This window comes from Pseudomonas sp. MC6 (assembly GCF_054790575.1).
This window is the reverse complement of the sequence record NZ_CP186504.1, coordinates 3,662,691-3,678,955: the sequence shown is the minus strand read 5'-3', so window position 1 is coordinate 3,678,955 and position 16,265 is coordinate 3,662,691. Positions and strand designations below refer to the sequence as shown.

General features: G+C 58.6%; 19 protein-coding genes. 8 read left to right on the top strand and 11 right to left on the bottom strand.

The window, feature by feature from the left end; all coding sequences use genetic code 11:
- Positions 1–471 carry a recombination regulator RecX gene (recX, locus tag ACOYXE_RS16510; protein WP_460926304.1) on the top strand — a complete coding sequence of 157 codons (471 nt, stop codon included), beginning with the start codon at positions 1–3 and terminating at the stop codon, positions 469–471.
- Positions 472–524: 53 nt separating this feature from the next.
- Here recX and ACOYXE_RS16505 read toward each other — a convergent pair whose 3' ends face one another.
- Entirely contained in the window at positions 525–1,643 is a 1,119-nt protein-coding gene (locus ACOYXE_RS16505) for an LOG family protein (protein ID WP_460926303.1), read from the bottom strand.
- A gap of 338 nt (positions 1,644–1,981) precedes the next feature.
- On the opposite strand from ACOYXE_RS16505, the gene ACOYXE_RS16500 reads away from it, so the two are divergent.
- The gene (locus ACOYXE_RS16500) at positions 1,982–2,176 is read left to right on the top strand and encodes a hypothetical protein (RefSeq protein WP_034154934.1); all 195 of its coding nucleotides are present in this window, start codon (positions 1,982–1,984) and stop codon (positions 2,174–2,176) included.
- Here ACOYXE_RS16500 and ACOYXE_RS16495 read toward each other — a convergent pair whose 3' ends face one another.
- Complete coding sequence (locus ACOYXE_RS16495) at positions 2,177–2,602, bottom strand: PA3611 family quorum-sensing-regulated virulence factor (protein WP_460926302.1); 426 nt, start codon at positions 2,600–2,602, stop codon at positions 2,177–2,179.
- Positions 2,603–2,791: 189 nt separating this feature from the next.
- Between ACOYXE_RS16495 and ACOYXE_RS16490 the strand changes: the two genes are divergently transcribed.
- A complete protein-coding gene (locus ACOYXE_RS16490) occupies positions 2,792–3,538 on the top strand; it encodes a tRNA-uridine aminocarboxypropyltransferase (RefSeq protein WP_034154936.1) in 747 nt (248 codons plus the stop codon).
- 72 nt (positions 3,539–3,610) lie between these two features.
- Here the strand turns inward: ACOYXE_RS16490 and ACOYXE_RS16485 are convergent, their stop codons facing one another.
- Positions 3,611–3,769: a hypothetical protein gene (locus ACOYXE_RS16485; protein ID WP_160056313.1), complete on the bottom strand. Its 159-nt coding sequence runs from the start codon at positions 3,767–3,769 to the stop codon at positions 3,611–3,613.
- Between ACOYXE_RS16485 and erdR the strand changes: the two genes are divergently transcribed.
- Both erdR and ACOYXE_RS16475 read left to right on the top strand, forming a co-directional pair.
- On the top strand, positions 3,762–4,412 hold the full coding sequence (erdR, locus tag ACOYXE_RS16480) for a response regulator transcription factor ErdR (protein ID WP_077571373.1): 651 nt from the start codon (positions 3,762–3,764) through the stop codon (positions 4,410–4,412). The genes ACOYXE_RS16485 and erdR overlap by 8 nt on opposite strands.
- Before the next feature lie 74 nt (positions 4,413–4,486).
- Positions 4,487–4,849: a diacylglycerol kinase gene (locus ACOYXE_RS16475; protein ID WP_042557932.1), complete on the top strand. Its 363-nt coding sequence runs from the start codon at positions 4,487–4,489 to the stop codon at positions 4,847–4,849.
- Here the strand turns inward: ACOYXE_RS16475 and ACOYXE_RS16470 are convergent.
- Positions 4,846–5,772 (bottom strand): LysR family transcriptional regulator, encoded by a 927-nt coding sequence (locus tag ACOYXE_RS16470; RefSeq protein ID WP_064393117.1) that lies wholly within the window; start codon positions 5,770–5,772, stop codon positions 4,846–4,848. The two genes, ACOYXE_RS16475 and ACOYXE_RS16470, sit on opposite strands and share 4 nt — an antisense overlap.
- Before the next feature lie 133 nt (positions 5,773–5,905).
- On the opposite strand from ACOYXE_RS16470, the gene fpr reads away from it, so the two are divergent.
- Positions 5,906–6,685: a ferredoxin-NADP reductase gene (gene fpr, locus ACOYXE_RS16465; protein ID WP_007908723.1), complete on the top strand. Its 780-nt coding sequence runs from the start codon at positions 5,906–5,908 to the stop codon at positions 6,683–6,685.
- Between the two features lie 158 nt (positions 6,686–6,843).
- Here the strand turns inward: fpr and tsaA are convergent, their stop codons facing one another.
- The 6 genes from tsaA to rimO all read right to left on the bottom strand — a co-directional run bounded on the left by tsaA (position 6,844) and on the right by rimO (position 12,177).
- Entirely contained in the window at positions 6,844–7,542 is a 699-nt protein-coding gene (gene tsaA, locus ACOYXE_RS16460) for a tRNA (N6-threonylcarbamoyladenosine(37)-N6)-methyltransferase TrmO (RefSeq protein ID WP_460929842.1), read from the bottom strand.
- Positions 7,543–7,725: 183 nt separating this feature from the next.
- A complete protein-coding gene (locus ACOYXE_RS16455) occupies positions 7,726–8,496 on the bottom strand; it encodes an SDR family oxidoreductase (RefSeq protein ID WP_460926301.1) in 771 nt (256 codons plus the stop codon).
- Positions 8,497–8,624: 128 nt separating this feature from the next.
- Positions 8,625–9,095 (bottom strand): YehS family protein, encoded by a 471-nt coding sequence (locus ACOYXE_RS16450; protein WP_007908719.1) that lies wholly within the window; start codon positions 9,093–9,095, stop codon positions 8,625–8,627.
- Positions 9,096–9,167: 72 nt separating this feature from the next.
- Entirely contained in the window at positions 9,168–9,878 is a 711-nt protein-coding gene (locus tag ACOYXE_RS16445) for an rRNA pseudouridine synthase (protein WP_160056321.1), read from the bottom strand.
- 156 nt (positions 9,879–10,034) lie between these two features.
- Positions 10,035–10,508: a GNAT family N-acetyltransferase gene (locus tag ACOYXE_RS16440; RefSeq protein ID WP_460926300.1), complete on the bottom strand. Its 474-nt coding sequence runs from the start codon at positions 10,506–10,508 to the stop codon at positions 10,035–10,037.
- 331 nt (positions 10,509–10,839) lie between these two features.
- Positions 10,840–12,177, bottom strand: coding sequence for a 30S ribosomal protein S12 methylthiotransferase RimO (rimO, locus tag ACOYXE_RS16435; RefSeq protein ID WP_008088939.1), 1,338 nt, complete (start codon positions 12,175–12,177; stop codon positions 10,840–10,842).
- 350 nt (positions 12,178–12,527) lie between these two features.
- Between rimO and ACOYXE_RS16430 the strand changes: the two genes are divergently transcribed.
- Positions 12,528–14,369 (top strand): potassium transporter Kup, encoded by a 1,842-nt coding sequence (locus ACOYXE_RS16430; RefSeq protein WP_460929840.1) that lies wholly within the window; start codon positions 12,528–12,530, stop codon positions 14,367–14,369.
- 162 nt (positions 14,370–14,531) lie between these two features.
- Here ACOYXE_RS16430 and ACOYXE_RS16425 read toward each other — a convergent pair whose 3' ends face one another.
- Positions 14,532–14,858: a DUF3077 domain-containing protein gene (locus ACOYXE_RS16425; protein WP_405122215.1), complete on the bottom strand. Its 327-nt coding sequence runs from the start codon at positions 14,856–14,858 to the stop codon at positions 14,532–14,534.
- A 638-nt stretch (positions 14,859–15,496) separates the two neighbouring features.
- Between ACOYXE_RS16425 and ACOYXE_RS16420 the strand changes: the two genes are divergently transcribed.
- On the top strand, positions 15,497–16,264 hold the full coding sequence (locus ACOYXE_RS16420; RefSeq protein ID WP_160056329.1) for a MarR family transcriptional regulator: 768 nt from the start codon (positions 15,497–15,499) through the stop codon (positions 16,262–16,264).
- The last annotated feature ends 1 nt before the right edge of the window (position 16,265 follow it).

Sequence of the window (16,265 nt, the reverse complement as noted above, 5' to 3'; positions counted from 1 at the left end):
ATGACCACCGCCGTACTCGATACCCTCGTCGCGGTGCGACGCACCGCCATGGACCTGCTTGCACGCCGCGAGCATGGTCGAGTCGAGTTGACGCGCAAATTGCGTCAGCGCGGCGCCGAGGCGGAGATGATCGAAACAGCCCTCGACCGTTTGACGGAAGAGGGACTGCTTTCCGAAGCCCGTTACCTTGAAAGCTTTGTTTCCTATCGTGCCCGTTCCGGCTACGGCCCTCTGCGAATTCGCGAAGAGCTGGGCCAGCGCGGTTTACAGCGCGCCGATATCGAACTCGCCCTGCGCGAAAGCGGTATCAGTTGGCAGGAACAACTTCAGGACACCTGGCGCCGGAAGTTCTCCGGGCATTTACCGATTGATGCGAAGGAATGGGCCAAGCAAGGTCGGTTCCTGGCCTATCGGGGGTTTTCGATGGAGATGATCAACCGCTTGTTCAGCGGTCGAGGGATGGACGATTAAACTGCTTCAATAAAAACGGCCCGCTATGAAAATAGCGGGCCTTTTTTTTGCCCTCAAATTACCTTGGAGGGTTCGCGCGAACGTTGTGCTGTTTGCGGTTTTGACTGAGCCCAGTTTTCCGGCAGGTTGATGTAGTCGATCAACTCCCTCAGGCGCCCGTGAGTGCGGGCATTGAAGGCGAAGGCCAGCCGCGCCAGATGGCTGAACTGCGCTTCATCGTGTTCCTCACCGCTGTAGTCGTGTTGATGAAACTGGTCACTCAGGCACAGATCGGCGAACGCTTCCTGCATGTGCGCCAGCGCCTGATCGCTGAGCTTGTGATGCATACGAATCACGAACTGACGCTTGAGCCAACGGCTGGAGTGGAAGTTGCTGTAGAACTGGTTGATCTGTTCCACCGCTTCCTCAACGGTGTAAACCAGCCGCATCAGTTTCATGTCGGTAGGCAGGATGTAGCGGTTGGCCTCCAGTTGCTGGCGAATGAAGTCCATCGCGCCTTGCCAGAATGTGCCGCCCGGCGCATCCAGCAGCACTACCGGCACCAACGGACTTTTACCGGTCTGGATCAACGTCAGTACTTCCAGTGCTTCATCCAGCGTGCCGAAACCGCCCGGGCATAAAACCAGCGCGTCGGCTTCTTTGACGAAAAACAGTTTTCGCGTGAAGAAGAAGTGGAACGGCAGCAGATTACCGGTGCCATCGACAGTGGGGTTGGCATGTTGTTCGAAGGGCAGGGTGATGTTGAAACCGAGACTGTGATCACGGCCGGCACCTTCATGGGCTGCGGCCATGATGCCGCCGCCCGCACCGGTAATGACCATCATCCCCGAGCGGGTCAACGCCGCGCCGAGTTCTCGGGCCATGGCATATAGAGGATGTTCGACTGGTGTACGCGCCGAGCCGAACACCGTGACTTTGCGTCGGCCCTTGAATTGCTCCAGCACCCGGAACGCCTGCTCCAGTTCGCGCAGAGCCTGCAGGGTGATCTTGGCGTTCCAGCGGTTGTGGTCTTCCTGGGCCATGCGCAGCACGGTCAGGATCATGTCGCGGTAGATGGGAATGTTCGGGCTGTTGGGGGAAACACGGCTGAGTTGTTCTTCGACCTTACAGATGAGGTCGGGGCCGCTTTCCTGAAAATGACGGCTCAAGAGGTCATTCGGTTGGTAAGGCATTCAACGTCTCCTTCTGCACAGAGCGGATGGCCCTGACGAGCGGCGTCAGTGCCGCGCTGCAAAAAACACACGATCAGCAGTTCCTTTCCTGCCGTTGAAAAATGATCGGGAATACTCTGAATCTAGACCCTTGCGCGCATTTGCGCTGACTTGATCATTGCGCCGCAACGTTTTGCCTGGCAACTGTTTATTGATTGTTCGCCGGTTCCTTCACCGCTCGTCCGAACCTGCGCCGAGCGGCAATCCCTCTGATTAACTAACTTACAGGCGTCGTACGACAGCTTTGCGTCACGGTGCACGCGATTCAAGGATTTGCGGGTGGCAAGGAGGCGGGACACATGGCCAGAGTGATTCTGGAGATCGATACGCAGTTGTATCGAATGTTGAAGGCATCAGCCGAGACCAATCATCTCAGTCTCGAAGAAGAGTGCTGCCGGCGCTTGGCCGGCGGCGAGCGCCGCTCACACTATTTACAGGCCTTGCTGGCCGAACTGCGCGCCGAGGATGAACAGCGGCGCGCCAATTCGCGATGATTACTTCTTTTTCGCCGGACCGGCTTTCGGGCAATCCGATTCCTGGTAGCTGGCGGAGCCGATCGCTTTGTTGGTTTTCACTTCGGTGAAGTCGTAACGCATGATCGCGCCCTTGGCCATCAGCTTGCGGAACGACGGGTTGTTGCACACCGAAGCGCCCAACTGGAAATACACGACTTTAGGGTCAGCGCGCATCTTGTCGGCGTGGCTTTTCTGCACGCTCAGGTGGTTGATCAACTGCGTGCCTTCAACGGTGAAGCCCTGATCAAGAATGTCTTCACTGATGGCGCGTGGCGTGCCGACGCTGCTTTGGGCGGCGACGTTGCGCAGCTCGCGGTTCAGATTCTGCTCACTCAGGGAGGCAGCCTGAGCGGTGAAGGACGACGCCAGCAGAATGGCAGCGGTGGGAACGATAAGGCGCAGCATGAAACTCTCCTGGTTCAGTGACTGGTGGTTCGACCAGCCACGTGACTGTGCGTTCAGTGGCGGCGAATTATAGGGGAGCCGGTCGGGAGGGTACAGGCTTGCGCCCGTCGCTCTGGTAAACTGCCGGCCTTTATTGCCCTGACGAGTGTTGTTCGTGTCGAGTTTCCCTGTCTGCCGGCGCTGCCTGCGATGAACCATGCCCCCAACGCCGTCGCCCGTTTGCGCGATCAGCGCGAAGATGAAGGCATCAAGCCGATTCAGGCCCGTGGCTTTCGCTCCGAGCGTTGCCGCGACTGCCGGGTGATCATCAGCCATTGCCTGTGCGCCTGGCGACCTAGTGTCGAGACGCGGTCGGGCGTGTGCCTGATCATGACCGGCAAGGAAGTGTTCAAACCGAGCAACACCGGTTGGCTGATTGCTGACGTGGTGCGCGATAACCATGCGTTTATCTGGTCGCGTACCGAGCCCGATCCGCAGATGCTGGCGCTGCTCAATGACCCGCAATGGCAACCGTATCTGGTGTTTCCCGGCGAATACGTGGAGCCCTCGCGAGTAACCAACACCGTCGCCATCGATAGCAGCAAGCGCCCATTGTTCATTCTGCTCGACGCCACCTGGACCGAAGCGCGGAAGATTTTCCGCAAGAGTCCGTATTTCGACCGTTTGCCAATCCTCAGCCTGCTGCCCGACAAACTCTCACGCTACCGCTTGCGCCGTTCGACCCGCAGCGAGCACCTGTGCACTGCCGAAGTCGCGGCGCTGTGCCTGGAACTGGCCGGTGACAGCGACGCGGCTTCTGCGCTGGACGCCTATTTCGACGTGTTCAGCCAGCATTACCTTGGCGCTAAACAGCAGTTGGACATGAATGAGTCGACGCCAGCCCACGCTGAGTTGCTGCCCTATATACGAAAGCCGCAGCCGGAGTTGGCCCAATAGTGGCCCATACTGTACAAGCCAGCGGCCGTGCTGCTTGACCACCCCGTCTTCGCTGGGCATGCTTGGCGCCGATTAGGGTGCGGCCAAGGTTTGAAACGCCGTGTTTGCTGTTGATTGGCGTTGAACGTGCCCCTGTGGATATCGCTCGAAAGCGGCATCTTGAGTTGCTTTGGCCAGACCGGAATGCACCGGGTCTGCCATCAAAAACAGGATCATTTGAAAAATGGCCACATACGACATCCTGATTGCCGATGATCACCCTCTGTTTCGTAGCGCCCTGCATCAAGCGGTGACGCTGGGCCTCGGGCCGGATGTACGCTTGGTCGAAGTCGCAAGCATCGCCGAACTGGAAACCCGCCTGACCGAAAAAGCCGACTGGGATCTGGTCCTGCTGGACCTGAACATGCCCGGCGCTTTCGGGTTTTCCGGGTTGGTCATGCTGCGCGGCCAGTACCCGCAGATTCCGGTGGTGATGGTTTCGGCGCAGGAAGAAGCTTCGGTGATGGTCAAATCCCGCGAGTTCGGCGCCAGTGGCTTTATTCCAAAATCCAGCGACCTCAGCGTGATTCAGCAAGCGGTGCGCAAAGTGCTTGATGGCGACGTGTTCTGGCCGCCACAGGCGTTCGAAGCCGTTGCCGTTTCCGACGAAGCCAAGGCTGCCAGCGATGGCCTCGCCAGCCTGACGCCGCAGCAGTTCCGCGTGTTGACCATGGTCTGCGAAGGCCTGTTGAACAAGCAGATTGCCTATGAACTGAGCGTGTCGGAAGCGACCATCAAGGCCCACGTCACGGCGATCTTTCGCAAGTTGAATGTGCGCACCCGCACGCAAGCGGCTTTACTGCTGCAACAACTTGAGTCAATTCCGAGCCAATAAAGGCTGGCGTCTTCACGCTTTTTTGACTTTTGTTGATCTAGCTTTCCCACTCCTTTTTGGTTGGTTTCTACTTTATGTCACCTTTCAAGGGCCAGACTGGCCTGAAACGTATTCTCAACGCCTCTGGTTATTCGCTGGACGGCCTGCGCGCGGCCTTCACCGGTGAAGCAGCGTTTCGCCAATTGGTACTGCTGAACGTGGTACTGGTTCCGCTGACGTTCTTCCTTAATGTCAGCCGTGTCGAACAGGCCTTGCTGATTGCCGTGTGCCTGTTGGCGCTGATCGTCGAGTTGCTGAACTCGGCCGTGGAAGCGGCCATCGACCGCATCTCGCTGGAACTGCACCCGCTGTCGAAGAACGCCAAGGACATGGGCAGCGCCGCACAATTCGTAGCACTGAGCATGATCGCGTTGGTGTGGGCGGTGATTCTGCTTTAAGCGATCGTCGGCAAAACGATCTCGTCGCTGCGCTGCACCCCGGCGGTGAAAGCGCGGCACAGCTCGAGAAACTCGCGCATCGCCGAAGTCTGGTACTTCTGCTTGTGCCAGATGAAGTAGAACTGCCGGGCCAGATCCAGATCCGGCGTTTCCACCGGCACCAGACTGCCACGGCGGAACGCGTCACGCAGCGCCAGCCGCGAGATACAGCCAATCCCCAGCCCCGACTCCACCGCGCGTTTGATCGCTTCGGTGTGTTCCAGCTCGAGACGGATATTCAGCGAGCTGCGATGGTGGCGCATGGCTTGATCAAAGGTCAGCCGCGTGCCGGAACCCTGTTCACGCAGAATCCACGCTTCGTGAGTCAACTCTTCCATGCTCGCGCTGCCGCGTTGGGCCAATGGATGCTGCGGCGCGCAGAACACCACCAGTTCATCCTCGACCCAGCTCTGCACCTCGATGTCCGGGTGGCTGCAATCGCCTTCGATTAGACCCAGATCAATTTCGTAGTGGGCGACTTGTTGCACGATATTGGCAGTGTTCTGCACGTGCAGCTTTACCTGACTTTCCGGGTGGCGCTGCATGAAACTGCCGATCAGCAGCGTCGCCAGGTAGTTGCCGATGGTCAGCGTGGCGCCGACTGACAGCGAGCCGAAACCGGATTTGCCGTTGAGCAGATCTTCGATTTCCTTGGCCTGATCGAGCAGCGCCACCGCTTGCGGCAACAGCTGTTTGCCGAGGGCGTTGAGGCTCAGCCGTTTGCCGGCGCGGTCGAACAACTGGCAACTGGACTGGCGCTCGAGCTCGGTGATCGAGGTGCTGGCAGCCGACTGCGAGAGGTTGAGCAGACCCGCAGCACGGGATACGCTTTCCTGCTGGGCGACGGCGACGAAGACTTGCAGTTGACGGAGAGTAAATCGCATATCGATATAACCGATAACCCTTATCTTAATAATCCAGTTAACAGATATTGTCGTCGCTATTAGAATGCGATGCAATTGCGCACCGTCGCCTTTCAAAGCCAGCGCAGACCCAATCTCCAGGAGTCAAACGTACATGAGCAACATGAACCACGAGCGTGTCCTCAGTGTTCATCACTGGAACGACACTCTGTTCAGCTTCAAGTGCACCCGCGATCCGGGCCTGCGCTTCGAGAACGGTCAGTTCGTGATGATCGGCCTGCAACAGCCTAACGGCCGCCCGCTTATGCGCGCTTACTCGATCGCCAGCCCGAATTGGGAAGAGCATCTGGAGTTCTTCAGCATCAAGGTGCAGGACGGCCCGCTGACCTCGCAGCTGCAGCATTTGAAGGAAGGCGACGAGATCATCATCTCGAAGAAGCCTACCGGTACCCTGGTTCTGGACGACCTGAACCCGGGCAAGCACTTGTACCTGCTGAGCACTGGCACTGGCCTGGCGCCGTTCATGAGCGTGATTCAGGACCCGGAAACCTACGAGCGCTTTGAAAAAGTGATCCTGGTTCACGGTGTGCGTTACGTCAACGAAGTCGCCTACCGCGAATTCATCACCGAGCACCTGCCGCAAAACGAGTTCTTCGGCGAAGCGCTGCGTGACAAGCTGATCTACTACCCGACCGTGACCCGCGAGCCTTTCGAGAATCAGGGCCGCCTGACCGATCTGATGCGCAGCGGCAAGCTGTTCAGCGACATCGGCCTGCCACCGATCAACCCTCAGGACGATCGCGCGATGATCTGCGGCAGCCCGAGCATGCTCGACGAGACCAGCGAAGTGCTCGACAGCTTTGGCCTGAAGATCTCGGCGCGGATGCGCGAGCCGGGTGATTACCTGATCGAGCGTGCGTTCGTCGAGAAGTAAGCCCCAAAACTGTAGGAGTGAGCCTGCTCGCGATAGCGATGGATCAGTCAAGATGGATGTCGACTGACACAGCCCTATCGCGAGCAGGCTCACTCCTACAGAAAAGCAAAAAGCCCGCGTTGCCTGAGAAGGCAGCGCGGGCTTTTTCGTTTTCGGGGTTACGCCTTGGCAGGAATAACTTCGAGCACGCGGATCTGCTCAGGCGTCGGGTAATGCCAGCGCACATCCAGATCCCAGAACTGCGCACCGTATTCGCGTTCCGGTGCCGGGGTTTGATACGCCGGGCGTGGATCCTGCGCCAGACACTGTTCAATCAGCTCAACCAGCGGCTCGTCGAGGCGCTGGGCGTGTGTGTGCGCTTGTTTCAGGGCTGAGTCCGTCCACTGCACGTCGATCAAATGTGGCGCAGCGCTGGCGATGTTGTTGGCGGCGTCGGGAATGATGTCGGCGTAAGGCACGTAGGGCTTGATGTCGAGAATCGGCGTGCCGTCCAGCAGATCAATGCCGGAAATGAACAGACGTTTGGCCTCGACCTTGTCCAGTTTCACCACCGACTGGCCGATGCCGTTAGGGCGGTGAGTCGCGCGGGTGGCGAACACGCCCATGGATTTGTTGCCGCCCAGGCGTGGTGGGCGGACTTTCAGGCGCGGTTTTTCTTCCAGTGCCTGATGGAACAGAAACAGTAGCCAGACATGACTGACCTGTTCCAGGCCTTGCACCGCGTCACCCTGATCGAACGGCGCCAGCAGTTCCAGCACACCACGGGCGGCGGGAGCCAGTTGTGGCTGGCGGGGGATGGCGAATTTCTCCTTGAAGCAGGAGCGCACGAAGCCGATGGGGGAGACGCTGTAAGTCATGGTTTGCATTCGAAGCAGGGCAGGGGTGGGCATGATAACCCGTCCCGTCTCAAGTCTGGTGGTGGCAGGGCGGACGCCATCGCGAGCAGGCTCACTCCTACAGGGTTGTGGATGTATACAAAATCTCTGTTCGCTGAAAATCCCTGTAGGAGTGAGCCTGCTCGCGATAGCTTCACCGCCGACCTAGAGGCTGAACCCGCCATCCAGCGGAATAATATTCCCGGTCATATAAGCCCCAGCCGTACTCGCCAGACTGATCGCCAACGCCGCCATCTCCTCCTCCCGTCCCCAACGCTTCATCGGAATCAGCGCCGTGTCCTCAGCCAATGCCTGCTGATCATTACCAATATGCTGCGTCATCTTGCTCGGAAACCGCCCCGGCGCGATCACGTTGACGTTGATGTACTGGCTCACCAGCTCCCGCGCCAAAATCCGCGACAACTGATGCAGGGCAGCCTTGCTCGGCCCGTAGGCATACGCCTGCTCGCCGAAGGAAGAAATCCCCGCCACCGAACCGATATTGATAATCCGCGCCGGATTCGCCGCCGAACCACCCTTGCGCAACAGCGGCAGAAACTGCTGGATGCAGGTGAACACCGAGGTCACGTTGAGCTGCATGACCTTTTCCCAGCCCTTGACCGGATAGCTCTCCAGCGGCGCGCCCCACGTGGTGCCGGCGTTATTCACCAGAATATCCAGATGCGTGATCTGCTCGCCCAAGCGCGCGGCCAGTTCCTGCACACCTTCTTCGGTCGCCAGGTTCGCCGCCACGCCATGACACTTGCCCAAGGCGCTGAGTTCTTCAGCCGTTTGATGGCAGGCTTCGGCGTCGCGCGAGCAGACATAGACGCGGGCGCCAGCCTCGACAAAGGCCTTGGCGATCATTTTGCCGATACCACGGGTGCCGCCGGTCACCAGAGCGGTGCGGCCTTGCAGGGAGAAATACGAGTGCATGGCGAGTCCTGAGGATTAGGGATCAGTACACCCTAGTCGTCAGCCGCAAAAAGCGGAGCCACTATTTTCGGAGGGAATGAACGGTCATGCGTTGCGGTGGCGACCATTGATCGCCACCGCAGAGAGGATCAGGCCGGGCGAACGCGCAGGGTCAGACCCTTGAGGAAGTTACGCAGCAACTGGTCGCCGCACGGGCGGTAGTTGGTGTGGCCGACCTTGCGGAACAGCGCGCTCAGCTCAGGCTTGGACACCGGGAACTCGGCAGCCTTGAGGATCGCGTGCATGTCGTCTTCTTTCAGTTCGAAGGCCACACGCAGCTTTTTCAGGATGATGTTGTTGGTCACCGGCACTTCGATCGGCTGCGGCGGACGGCTTTCGTCCTTGCCGCGCTTGAAGATCACCAGACCGTCGAGGAAGTGTGCGATGACTTCGTCCGGGCAGCGCACGAAACCTTCTTCGTCTTCTTCTTTCTTGTCGAGCCAGGTCACTACGTCGGCGAGCGCTACTTCCATGCCGCCGAGTTTGATGATCTCGACAACCTTCTTATCGCTGATGTCGAGCATGTAGCGCACGCTGCGCAATACGTCGTTATGAATCATGTGAGTAATCCTGATAAGCGTTGTGGGCAGCACGCGGGCGCGCTGCCGGAATGTGCGGCGGCAGTGGAAGTCTTAGAACTTCTCTTTGCCGGACAGGTAGCGCCATTGCCCGACCGGGACCTTGCCGATCGAGACGCCGCCGATGCGGATGCGGCGGATGCCGATGACTTTCAGGCCGACGGCTTCGCAGAACTGGGCGATGATGCCGGGCTGCGGGTTCTTCATGGCGAAGCGCAGACGGTTTTCGTTCTGCCAGCTGGCCTTGACCGGCGGCAGTTCCTTGCCCTTGTGCGTCAGGCCGTGCTGCAGGCGATTGAGGCCGTGGGCGACCATGTCACCTTCGACTTCTACGATGTATTCCTGCTCGATCTTCGCGGCGTCGGCAGTGAGCTTGCGCAGGATCTTCCAGTCCTGGGTGAACACCAGCAGACCGCTGGCCTTGGCTTGCAGGTCGGCGCTGGCGGTCAGGCGCAGGAAGTGCCCGCGCAGAGGACGTTTGCTGAAGCGGTGTTCTTCGCTAAGGGTTTCGGCGCTCAGCGATTGCATGGCGGTGTCGACGTCCATGCCGGCTGGAGCGTTGAGCAGGATGGTCACCGGCTCCGGCGCGGTGGCCTTGGCGTCCTTGTCGAGCTCGACCTTCTGGTCGCCGACCTTGAATTGCGGCTCGTCAATCACTTCGCCGTCCACGGTGACCCAGCCGCCCTCAATGAACAGCTCGGCCTCCCGGCGGGAGCAACCGACCAGTTCGATGAGGCGTTTGGAGAGGCGAATCGGGTCAGTCATGACAGGGCCGTAACAAAAAAGGGGTGGGCATTGTACCTGTGTGGCGCCGGTTAAGCCCGGTTCCATTTGTAGGAGCTGCCGAAGGCTGCGATCTTTTGATCTTTAAAAAGCAAAGATCGCAGTCTTCGGCAGCTCCTACAGGGGTACGGTTGTGTGTCAGGCGTGGCTTGAGCGTTGTTGGTTTTGTCGCAGGCGCATGTGCAGCAACGGGTACGGCTGGCCCATGCCATCGACCTCCGAGCGGCCGATCACCTCGAAACCCTGCTTGAAGTAAAACCCCAAGGCCTGCGGGTTCTGTTCGTTGACGTCCAGCTCATCGGCATTCAGATGCTGCATCGCGTAGTTGAGCAGCTTCTTGCCCAAGCCCTGACCGCGATGATCGGGATTGATGAACAGCATTTCGATCTTGCCCGCCGCAACTCCGGCAAACCCGGTGATGCGCTGGTCGGCGTCCTTGGTGCAGATCAGCATCACCGCATCCAGATAGCGCGTGAGCACCAGATTGCGCAGCAGCTCGATATAGCTGTCCGGCAGAAAATCATGGGTGGCGCGGACCGAGGCCTCCCAGACCCGGGTCAGTTCCTGATAATCGCTGAGTTTCGGCGTATGGATAACCGAGTGGTGACGCATGCCCGTCTGCCTCTTGTCCGTTTCAAGGGAGTCCGTCCCCCGCTAAACGATAGCCGTAAAAAAGCCCCGCATCTTGTAAAAAGAGTGGGGCTTTCTGTATTTGTTGCGGTGTCTGGCTGGATACTTCTGTCGCCAGCAAGATCTCTCCCCCTCACCCCAACCCTCTCCCCCAAGGGGGCGAGGGGGAAGGGAGCTGATCTTTGTGCTGTTCAAAACCTGAGCCCGACTCGAACGTTCAGGTCGGTGTAATTCGAAAGAACAACACGGTCAGCTCCCTCTCCCTACGGGCGGTCCGACGTTTCGGGAGGGCTGGGGTGAGGGGCTTTTGACCTTAGATCTGCTCAGCCCACAGATCATATTCGTCAGCGTCAGTCACCTTGCACCAGACCTTGTCGCCCGGCTTCAGATTGCTGCCGTTATCAATAAACACGTTGCCATCGATTTCCGGGGCATCGAAGAAGCAGCGGCCAACAGCGCCTTGCTCATCAACTTCGTCGACCAGCACTTCGATTTCACGGCCGATGCGCATTTGCAGGCGCGCCGAGCTGATCGCTTGCTGGTGCGCCATAAAGCGATCCCAACGATCCTGCTTGACCTCGTCCGGTACGATCTCCAGGTCCAGATCATTGGCCGGAGCGCCTTCAACCGGCGAGTACTGGAAACAGCCGACGCGGTCGAGCTGGGCTTCGGTCAGCCAGTTCAACAGGTACTGGAAGTCTTCTTCGGTTTCGCCCGGGAAGCCGACGATGAAGGTCGAACGGATGATCAGATCCGGGCAGATTTCGCGCCAGTTCTTGATCCGCGCCAAGGTCTTGTCTTCGAACGCCGGGCGTTTCATCGACTTCAACACTTTCGGGCTGGCGTGCTGGAACGGGATGTCCAGGTACGGCAGGATCTTGCCGGCGGCCATCAACGGGATCAGCTCGTCAACGTGCGGATACGGGTAAACGTAGTGCAGACGGACCCAGACGCCGAGGGTGCTCAGCGCTTCACACAGTTCGGTCATGCGGGTTTTCACCGGCGCGCCGTTCCAGAAACCGGTGCGGTATTTCACGTCAACGCCGTAGGCGCTGGTGTCTTGCGAGATCACCAACAGCTCTTTGACGCCGGATTTGACCAGACGCTGAGCTTCGTCGAGCACATCACCGACCGGACGGCTGACCAGTTTGCCGCGCATCGACGGGATGATGCAGAACGAGCAGCTGTGGTTGCAGCCTTCGGAAATCTTCAGGTAGGCGTAGTGGCGCGGGGTCAGCTTGATGCCTTGCGGCGGCACCAGATCGATCAGCGGGTTGTGATCTTTGCGCGGTGGCACCACTTCGTGCACAGCGTTGACCACTTGCTCGTATTGCTGCGGACCGGTCACGGCCAGCACGCTCGGGTGCACGTTGCGGATGTTGCCTTCTTCCACGCCCATGCAACCGGTGACGATCACCTTGCCGTTTTCCTTGATCGCTTCGCCGATCACTTCCAGCGACTCAGCCTTGGCCGAATCGATGAAACCGCAGGTGTTGACGACTACAACGTCGGCGTCCTGATAGGTAGACACCACGTCATAGCCTTCCATGCGCAGCTGGGTCAGGATGCGCTCGGAGTCGACCAGTGCTTTCGGGCAACCCAGAGATACAAAGCCAACCTTTGGATTGGCCGGCGCAGGAGTGGTGGACATGTCTAACCTCGGTATTTTGTGACATCGCTTTCTTGGTGCGAAAGCCGACGGACGGGCGCTTAGGGCGCGCCTCTGATCAAAAAGTGCGCAATTCTAGCGGCGAGCAACGCACTTGACCAGCTTTATGCAGGGAAATACGACGAGTGCTGCGCTATGCTTCGCGCCGTTGAGCTTTACGAATTTTTTACAGTCAACAAAACGTCTGTAACAACAGGTAAAACAGCGCATGCTGCACCACAAAGCATAGTGCTTCATTCAAAGAAGCCGGTTCTGAGAAGTAGGAGTGTTGGATGGGTCAGGCAAGTAGTCATGCGGCAGGCGCCGAGGGTTCGGCCACCAAGCCGCTGAGCATGCTGGTCGCGGCGGTCGGGGTAGTTTACGGCGACATCGGCACGAGCCCGCTGTACACCCTCAAAGAAGTGTTTTCCGGCGCTTACGGCGTATCGGTCAACCATGACGGCGTGCTGGGCATTCTGTCGTTGATCTTCTGGTCGCTGATCTGGGTCGTGTCGATCAAATACATGATGTTCGTGCTGCGCGCCGACAACCAGGGCGAGGGCGGCATCATGGCGCTCACCGCACTGGCTCGTCGCGCGGCGGGGCATCGCAAGAAATTGCGTTCGTTGCTGGTGGTGTGCGGACTGATCGGCGCGGCGCTGTTTTATGGCGACAGCATGATCACCCCGGCGATTTCCGTACTGTCGGCGATTGAAGGTCTGGGACTGGCATTCGATGGCATCGACCATTGGGTGGTGCCGCTGTCGCTGGTGGTGCTGGTGGCGCTGTTTCTGATTCAGAAACACGGTACGGCGCGGATTGGCATTTTGTTCGGGCCGATCATGGTCACCTGGTTCCTCGTCCTCGGCGCCCTCGGTGTGTACGGCATCAGCCACACGCCAGAAGTGCTGCATGCGATGAATCCGATATGGGCGGTGAATTTCTTCGTCGTTCATCCAGGCATGGGCGTGGCGATCCTCGGCGCCGTGGTGCTGGCGCTGACCGGTGCCGAAGCGCTGTACGCCGACATGGGCCACTTTGGCCGCAAGCCGATTGCCCGCGCCTGGTTCATTCTGGTGTTGCCGGCGCTGGTGCTCAACTACTTCGGGCAGGGCGCCTTGCTGCTGGAAAACCCCGAGGCGGCGCGCAACCCGTTCTATCTGCTGGCACCGAGCTGGGCGTTGATTCCGCTGGTCGGTCTGTCGACGCTGGCCACGGTGATCGCTTCACAAGCGGTGATTTCCGGCGCGTTCTCCCTGACCCGTCAGGCGATTCAGCTCGGTTACATCCCGCGCATGTACATCCAGCACACCTCTAGCGACGAGCAGGGCCAGATCTATATTGGCGCGGTGAACTGGGCGCTGATGGTTGGCGTGGTCCTGTTGGTGCTGGGCTTTGAATCCTCCGGCGCACTGGCCTCGGCCTACGGCGTGGCGGTGACCGGCACGATGCTGATGACCACCATTCTGGTGTCAGCGGTTATGTTGCTGCTGTGGAAATGGCCACCGATCCTTGCGGTGCCGGTGCTGCTGGGCTTTCTGCTGGTGGACGGTCTGTACTTCGCTGCCAACGTGCCGAAGATTGTGCAGGGCGGTGCTTTCCCGGTCATTGCCGGTATCGCGCTGTTCGTGCTGATGACCACCTGGAAGCGCGGCAAGCAACTGCTGGTCGAACGCCTCGACGAAGGCGCGCTGCCGCTGCCGATCTTCATCAGCAGCATCCGCGTACAACCGCCGCATCGGGTGCAGGGCACCGCCGTGTTCCTCACCGCGCGCTCCGACGCCGTGCCGCATGCGCTGTTGCACAACCTGCTGCACAACCAGGTGCTGCATGAGCAAGTGGTGTTGCTGACGGTGGTCTACGAAGACATTCCGCGCGTACCGCCATCGCGTCGCTTCGAAGTCGAGGCCCACGGCGAAGGCTTCTTCCGGGTGATCCTGCACTTCGGCTTCACCGACGAGCCCGACGTGCCGCAGGCGCTGAAGCTGTGTCATCTGGATGATCTGGACTTCAGCCCGATGCGCACAACCTACTTCCTCAGCCGCGAAACGGTGATTGCCTCGAAACTTGAGGGGATGGCGCGTTGGCGTGAAGCGCTGTTTGCGTTCATGTTGAAGAATGCCAACGGCAACTTGCGCTTCTTCAATCTGCCGCTGAACCGGGTGATTGAGCTCGGCACGCAGGTAGAAATGTAAGCCAGGCCTCAACTGAAAAGCCCCCGTCAGCCTTGTGGTTGGCGGGGGCTTTTTTGTGGGCGGCAACTTCAGATCAAAAGATCGCAGCCTTCGGCAGCTCCTACAGGTTTCGCATTCCATGTAGGAGCTGCCGAAGGCTGCGATCTTTTGATCTTCAAACCTTTACAAGCCTTCAGGTATCTCTGCTTCAGACTCGGTCTTCGTCCGCGCAGGTCGTGGGATCAGCGCTTGGATCACATCATCAATCAAGGCCTTGCCCATCACCGTCAGATAATGCGCAGCCCAGGCATGGCGGTCGGTGTCTCTGATGAAAGCAGCATCCTCGGCGAAGGATTTGGCGAGGGATAGCAGGTCGGAGGATTGGGACAAGGCATCGATGATCGGGATGCCGGCGCGCACGTTGAAGAACGCTTGATCCGAGTTGTAGAGGAAAGGGGTGAAGCCGATGGTTTTAAGATCTGATGGCGTTGACGGACTTTCTTTGCTCATTGTTTTGCTCCCTAAAACGAGGAGCTGCCGCATTCGTTACCACACGAATGGGTGGCAGCTGTACGCAGGGTGGTAAACCGGGAGAGCAAAGAAACCGGCAGACCCGAAGGTCTCCCACGTACAACTGCCATAACAGTAAATCACAGGGGTAAAAAACACCTGATTCGTGATGGAGGCACTGTTGCACTTTGCCTAGCCGGGTTACCACACCCGATCGCTGAATGGGTCAGCGACGTCCGGAGAGTATCCCGTCGAAAAACAGCGCAATAGAGCGGCAGAGCGTCCAAACACGAGTTTCGGAGTTTGCCTACAAGGTCTGTGGGCGTCATCTGATATTGCGAGACTGGAAGTAAACGATACTAAACGTCACGCACGAACCGACGTGTACAAAGCATTCAGGTACGTATGACAGCATCAGCGCAAAAAGAAGCACAGGATGAACCGAGGTGCCTTCGGATCGAAAAGAAGGCCAGTGAACGATTGCTCATCTTTGATCTGGCCCAAGCAATCAGCCATGACGATATGCGGGCAAGGTATGCCGCAATAAGTGATCCACCCAAGGGCTTGACGACTCTCCCTGGGTAGTGAGACAAGTGTCCACGTTTTATGGAATGTGGACACTTGAGGTTTGGAGCTAGATGAAGAGTCAAGACATTTTGCTTTTGTTCAAGATGGCCAGTCTCCATGCTCAGGAAGAGAATCTCTTGGGGGAGATGGAGGCGGAATCGAATTCGGACAGGGTCGAAGAGCTGCTCAGGCCTTATGTCGTCAGCCGAATGACCGCAGGGGAGAGTGTGGGGAAGCCATTGGTCACCTATTCCACTGATGGGGAAGACACACTCTTCCAGCGCCGCGAATTCGATTCGCCTTTCGCTGATGGGTCAGGCTGGGAGGGATGGGCGGAACCAGCATCTGATCCACCACTGACAAGTTGGAGCGACCGCTACTCTCTGCGTGCGCTGTCTGCCTCTCTCGGGCTGAGCAAAAGCGAAGTCTCAAATGCTCTCGCCCGGTGCCGGGAATCTGGATTGCTCATTCATGATTACGACACCGGGCTTGCCAAAGTGCACCGCCGGGAACTGCTGAAAATTACCGAGCACGCGCTGAAGTACTTCTTCCCGGTCAAGCCTGGCGCGATGGTTCGTGGGATACCCACAGGCTTTGCGGCGCCTGCGCTGTCCAAAAGCATCAAGAGTGCGGGTGGTTTGATTCCGGTCTGGCCGGATGCGCATGGAACCGAGCGAGGCCAAGCGATAGAGCCGCTTTACAAAACAGTGCCGGAAGCGGTGAAAAAAGACCGGATCCTTTACCACTATCTGGCGCTCGCTGATGCAATCCGTCTGGGTGGACCGCGTGAGTGTGGTGTGGCAGTCAGTATTCTGAAGGCAGGGATGGGGCTGAAATAAC

Bases quoted from the DNA above. Each gene is read 5' to 3' on its own strand.
- recX (WP_460926304.1), top strand. From the start codon at position 1: ATGACCACCGCCGTACTCGATACCCTCGTCGCGGTGCGACGCACCGCC.
- ACOYXE_RS16505 (WP_460926303.1), bottom strand. From the start codon at position 1,643: ATGCCTTACCAACCGAATGACCTCTTGAGCCGTCATTTTCAGGAAAGC.
- ACOYXE_RS16500 (WP_034154934.1), top strand. From the start codon at position 1,982: ATGGCCAGAGTGATTCTGGAGATCGATACGCAGTTGTATCGAATGTTG.
- ACOYXE_RS16495 (WP_460926302.1), bottom strand. From the start codon at position 2,602: ATGCTGCGCCTTATCGTTCCCACCGCTGCCATTCTGCTGGCGTCGTCC.
- ACOYXE_RS16490 (WP_034154936.1), top strand. From the start codon at position 2,792: ATGAACCATGCCCCCAACGCCGTCGCCCGTTTGCGCGATCAGCGCGAA.
- erdR (WP_077571373.1), top strand. From the start codon at position 3,762: ATGGCCACATACGACATCCTGATTGCCGATGATCACCCTCTGTTTCGT.
- ACOYXE_RS16475 (WP_042557932.1), top strand. From the start codon at position 4,487: ATGTCACCTTTCAAGGGCCAGACTGGCCTGAAACGTATTCTCAACGCC.
- ACOYXE_RS16470 (WP_064393117.1), bottom strand. From the start codon at position 5,772: ATGCGATTTACTCTCCGTCAACTGCAAGTCTTCGTCGCCGTCGCCCAG.
- fpr (WP_007908723.1), top strand. From the start codon at position 5,906: ATGAGCAACATGAACCACGAGCGTGTCCTCAGTGTTCATCACTGGAAC.
- tsaA (WP_460929842.1), bottom strand. From the start codon at position 7,542: ATGACTTACAGCGTCTCCCCCATCGGCTTCGTGCGCTCCTGCTTCAAG.
- ACOYXE_RS16455 (WP_460926301.1), bottom strand. From the start codon at position 8,496: ATGCACTCGTATTTCTCCCTGCAAGGCCGCACCGCTCTGGTGACCGGC.
- ACOYXE_RS16450 (WP_007908719.1), bottom strand. From the start codon at position 9,095: ATGATTCATAACGACGTATTGCGCAGCGTGCGCTACATGCTCGACATC.
- ACOYXE_RS16445 (WP_160056321.1), bottom strand. From the start codon at position 9,878: ATGACTGACCCGATTCGCCTCTCCAAACGCCTCATCGAACTGGTCGGT.
- ACOYXE_RS16440 (WP_460926300.1), bottom strand. From the start codon at position 10,508: ATGCGTCACCACTCGGTTATCCATACGCCGAAACTCAGCGATTATCAG.
- rimO (WP_008088939.1), bottom strand. From the start codon at position 12,177: ATGTCCACCACTCCTGCGCCGGCCAATCCAAAGGTTGGCTTTGTATCT.
- ACOYXE_RS16430 (WP_460929840.1), top strand. From the start codon at position 12,528: ATGCTGGTCGCGGCGGTCGGGGTAGTTTACGGCGACATCGGCACGAGC.
- ACOYXE_RS16425 (WP_405122215.1), bottom strand. From the start codon at position 14,858: ATGAGCAAAGAAAGTCCGTCAACGCCATCAGATCTTAAAACCATCGGC.
- ACOYXE_RS16420 (WP_160056329.1), top strand. From the start codon at position 15,497: ATGAAGAGTCAAGACATTTTGCTTTTGTTCAAGATGGCCAGTCTCCAT.